Below are 4,600 nucleotides of genomic sequence, written 5' to 3'. Positions count from 1 at the left end.
TCGCCAGTCGTCGTCGAGAGGCTCGTGCCCCCGATCGCGACGGTTGCCCCGACGATGGGGGCGCCGGTGCTGTCCGTGTCGGTGACGGTGCCGGTGAGCGTTCCCGTGTCCGGCTCCGGGCCGGCTTCGCTGGTGCTTGGTGCCGTCACGAGGGCAGTGGCCGTCGCCGCCCAGAGGGCGTTCACCAGGGGCTCGGTGAAGCCGTCAGAGTCGTTGTACCAGGCATCCCCTGCCGGGTCGCAGTTGCCAGGTCCGTCGTTTGCGGTGACGCCGGGGCACTCGCCGGTGGCCTGGAGGTGGGCTCGCACGTCGTCGGGCGTGGCGCCGGGGTACCGCGCCTTGACGAGGGCGGCGACGCCGGCCACGTGGGGGGCCGCCATGCTCGTGCCGCTCTTCTCGCTGTAGCCGTTGCCCTTGTCGCTCGAGTAGATCCACCGACCCGGAGCGGTCACGTCGACGATCTCGCCGTCGTTGGTGAACGTGGCGAGGCCGTCGTCACACTCGATCCCGCCGCCGGGGCCGACGAAGCGGTAGCAGGTCCCATTGGGTCCCGGCTCGCCGTCGTAGTCGGCGAAGGCCGACACCGTGATGACCTCGGGGTAGGCAGCGGGGACGAACTTGGCAGCATCGTCACTGCTGTTGCCGGCGGCCACGGAGTAGGTGACGCCAGCCGCGACCGAGTCGCAGATCGCCTGGCGCAGCGCCGACGACGAACAGCCGTCACCAGCGGAGCCCGAGCCGCCCAAGCTCATGTTGGCCACGGCGATGTCGTATGTGGAGACGTTGTTGGTGACCCAGTTCACGCCGCAGGCCACCGACGACCACGAGCCCGAGCCCGACTTGCTGAGCACCTTCACCGGGATGAGCCCCGCCTCGGAGGCCACGCCGATCACACCCTTGTCGTTGCCGGCCGCGGCTGCCGCCGTGCCCGCCACGTGGGTGCCGTGGCCGTGGCCGTCGTCCTCGAAGCCCTCGCCGTCGATGCAACTGACACCGACCACGTTGTCCGTGAGGTCTCTCACGATGTTGGCGCTCAGGTCTTCATGGGTCGTCTCGATGCCGGTGTCGAGGATGGCGATGGAGACTCCCGCTCCCGTTGCCGGCGGATCGAGGCTGAGCGACGTGGGTTCAGTGGCGTGGGCGGCGCGGATGCGGCTCACGCCAGTGGGGATCGTCTCGCTGAACAGGCGCAAGACGCGATCGACCTCGACGCGCTGGACCCTCGGGTTGCGGGACATGTTGGCAGCGGCCCGGTCGGAGCCGAGGAACTGGAAGCCGCCCAGGACGGCGTCGTAGATGTGGCCGGCTGCGCCGCCGTACTGGCGGGCGAGTGCCGGGCCCTCTCGGGCCGGGTCGCTGCCATCGACCAGCGTCACGATCCAGCTGCCCTGGATGACGTCGGGGTCGGAGGCCTCGGTCGGGCGAGCTTCGACCGGAGCGGCGAGCCCCACGAGCAGTGCGAGCAGCGCAAGTGCTGCAAAAGCTCGGCGTGCCATTGGTTCTCCCCCCAGTGGCGTGCTCCTGTCAGCGTAGTTCAGCCGTTGACGCCGGTACATGAGGCGTTCGGTCCATTTGGACCCCGCCGATGACTAGTCGCCGATGGGTCGTCGGGACCATCGCATGCTTCGGCGGTCCGGCGTTACGATCAGGCTCGTTGCTACCGACAAGGGGGAAAATCATGCGCCGCCGGATCATCGCTTTCGTTGCCGCTGCCATGTGCGCTACTGCGTTGCTCGCCAGCCCCGCTGGCGCCGAGAAGCCGGACTTCGACGACTACTGCGAAGAGCATGAGGACCGCTGCGACGTCGGGGGCGGCGGCGGTGGGAATCGGCCTCCACGGTGACGCCGCGCTGGTAGACGGCCAGAAGGTCAGTCACCACCTCCGCCACTCTGCCCTCACTGCTGGGCCATCGTGGCGCGGGCCTGCGTGGCCTCCTCTTCGGCTTCGGCGGCCGCCGAAGCCGAGAGCAGCTGGATGTCGACCCGGTGGAGCCGTCCCTCGAAGGGGAAGGGCGACTCGTAGCGCGGGCTGACCGCAGAGCCGTGGTCGAAGCCCACGCTCGGGCCCGTGCTCGACATCATGCGCATCACGAACGGGATGGCCGTGGACCCGACATCGACCCCGTCGACCACGAGGGTCGCCGTGCCACCTTCACCCTGCCGGGTGAAGCGGATCCCGAGGACCGAGTCGCCCACGGGCACCGGGCCCGCCGACTCGACCACGTGGTGGTCCCCGAAGCAGTTGTAGTCGAACACCAACCGGTCGCCCTGGACGAACACGCTGAGGCCGGAGCTGGCGGTGCCCGTGGCGTAGAGCACCCCGCCGGCGCCCTCGGGACGGTCGACGGTCGCCTCGAGCACCCAGCTGCGCCCACCGAGGGCGGCGCTCGCCTGGCCGGGGAGGGGGGTCATGGGCGGGTGGTAGGTGTAGTGGCGGTCGGCCGGGTGCGGCGACCGGTCCCGGAAGCGGGCCCCGAACAGCCCGATGGTGCGGTCGTCGAGGGGGAGCACGCCGTGCCGCTCGGCCTCCTCCCACCAGCGCTCGACCAGCTCGGCGAGCTTCTCGGGGTGCTCGGCGGCGAGGTCGACGCACTCCGAGCGGTCGACCTCGATGTGGTAGAGCTCCCACACGTCGTCCTCGTAGGGGACCCCAGCGGTGTGGAGGGTCACGGCCTTCCAACCGTCGGCGTGGATGGCCCGGTGGCCGATGGACTCGAAGTGCTGCACCGCCTTGTGCGTCGGAGCCTCGCCGTCGGCGAAGGTGTAGTGGAACGACGTGCCGGTCACCGGCATCTGGGTGCGCCCGCGGTAGGTCTCGGGTGGGGTGACACCGAGGATCTCGTAGATCGTCGGCACCACGTCGTTGACGTGGTGGAGCTGGTCGCGGAGCACGCCCGGCTCGTCGATGCCTCCCGGCCAGTGCACGATCAGCGGGACGTGGACACCCCCCTCGTGGGTGTTCTGCTTGTACCACTTGAACGGGACGTTGCCCGCCTGGGCCCACCCCCACGGGTAGTTCGTGTGGCTGTTCGGCCCCCCGATGTCGTCGAGGCGGGCGATCGCCTCGTCGGGCGTCTCGAGGATGAAGTTGAAGAACTTCATCTCGTGCATGACGCCGAACGGCCCGCCCTCCTGGCTGGCGCCGTTGTCCGACAGGAGGATGATCAGGGTGTCGTCGAGCCGCCCGAGCGCCTCGAGGTCGTCGAGCAGCCGGCCGATCTGGGCGTCGGTGTGGTCGAGGAACGCGGCGAACGCCTCCTGGAGGCGGGCGGCGAGCAGCCGGTGGTTCCCCGGGAGCTCGTCCCACGGCTCGACCCCGGGGTTGCGGGGCGCCAGCTGGGTGCCCTCCGGGAGCAGGCCCATCTCCTGTTGGCGCTCGAACCACCGCTCCCGCAGGACGTCCCAGCCCTCGTCGAAGCGACCCCGGTACTTCTCGAGGTACTCGGGCGGAGCCTGGTGGGGTGCGTGGGTGGCGCCGAAGGACAGGTACAAGAAGTAGGGCCGGTCGGGGCGGACGGAGACCGAGTCGTGGACGAAGCCGATGGCCCGGTCGACCAGGTCCTCGCTCAGGTGGTAGCCCTCCTCGGCGGTCGACGGGGGGTCCACCGCGTGGTTGTCGTACACCAGGTCGGGGTGGAAGTGGTCGGTCTCCCCCTCGAGAAACCCGTAGAAGCGGTCGAACCCCCGCTGGCACGGCCACTGGTCGTAGGGCCCAGCGGGCGAGGCGTCCTCCATCTGGCACAGGTGCCACTTACCGACACAGAAGGTCGTGTAGCCCTCGTCCCGCAGGACCTCGGCCACGGTCGCCGCGTGATGCGAGATGTGGCCCCGCATGTTCGGGTAGCCGGTGGAGAAGTTCGAGACGAAGCGCATCCCGACCTCGTGGTTGTTCCGGCCCGTGAGCAGGGCGGCTCGCGTCGGCGAGCACACCGGGGTGACGTGGAAGTTCGTGTACTTGAGGCCCCCGGCGGCGAGGCGGTCGATGTTCGGGGTCTCGATGGTCGAGCCGTAGCAGCCGAGCTGGCCGAAGCCGAGGTCGTCGAGGAGCACCACGATGACGTCGGGGGCGTCTTCACCCGGGTGGGGCGGCGTCGGCCACCACGGGGTCGAGTCCTCGTGGGTCACCCCGATCTCGCCCTCGAAGGGCTCGCGTTGGTCCGTCATCGTCCACTCCCCCTGGCCGACGCCGGCCACGGCGGCGACCCTATTGATCTGACATCTGTTCTGTCAATAGTCGGCGGGACGAGCACCGGGGAGGTCACCACCGGTCGCCCGTCGAACCTGAGTGGATGCGCTCCGCCCTCGCCCTCGCCCTCTCCGTCGCCCTGCTGGCCGCGAGCCCCGCCCTGGCCCAGCCGGCGAGCTCGCCGCAGCGGCCCGGCGAGCTGCGGATGAACCACGTGCAGGCCCGCGGCACCCACAACAGCTACCACCGCGACCCGATGTTCCCCGGACGGGAGCACTCCGAGATCGGGTGGGACTACTCCCACCGGCCGCTCGCCCACCAGCTCGAGCACCAGGGCGTGCGCCAGGTCGAGCTCGACATCCACTACAACTGGGTCCGGGACGACTTCGAGGTGTACCACGTCGGCATCGACGC

3 protein-coding genes are annotated in these 4,600 nt (G+C 70.0%); 1 reads left to right on the top strand and 2 read right to left on the bottom strand.

Annotated features, from left to right (window positions below; genetic code table 11):
• Both VMN58_13195 and VMN58_13190 read right to left on the bottom strand, forming a co-directional pair.
• Positions 1 to 1,496: S8 family serine peptidase (locus VMN58_13195; GenBank protein HUF34154.1), on the bottom strand; the 1,496-nt coding region annotated here is incomplete at its 3' end.
• 400 nt (positions 1,497 to 1,896) lie between these two features.
• On the bottom strand, positions 1,897 to 4,164 hold the full coding sequence (locus VMN58_13190; protein HUF34153.1) for an arylsulfatase: 2,268 nt from the start codon (positions 4,162 to 4,164) through the stop codon (positions 1,897 to 1,899).
• A gap of 125 nt (positions 4,165 to 4,289) precedes the next feature.
• Between VMN58_13190 and VMN58_13185 the strand changes: the two genes are divergently transcribed.
• The coding region (locus VMN58_13185) for a Ca2+-dependent phosphoinositide-specific phospholipase C (protein ID HUF34152.1) at positions 4,290 to 4,600 on the top strand (311 nt) is incomplete at its 3' end.

It is taken from the genome of Acidimicrobiales bacterium (assembly GCA_035512495.1).
Classification (GTDB): domain Bacteria; phylum Actinomycetota; class Acidimicrobiia; order Acidimicrobiales; family CADCSY01; genus DATKDW01.
The sequence above is the reverse complement of the archived record's forward strand: the minus strand, read 5'-3'. Positions and strand labels throughout refer to the sequence as shown.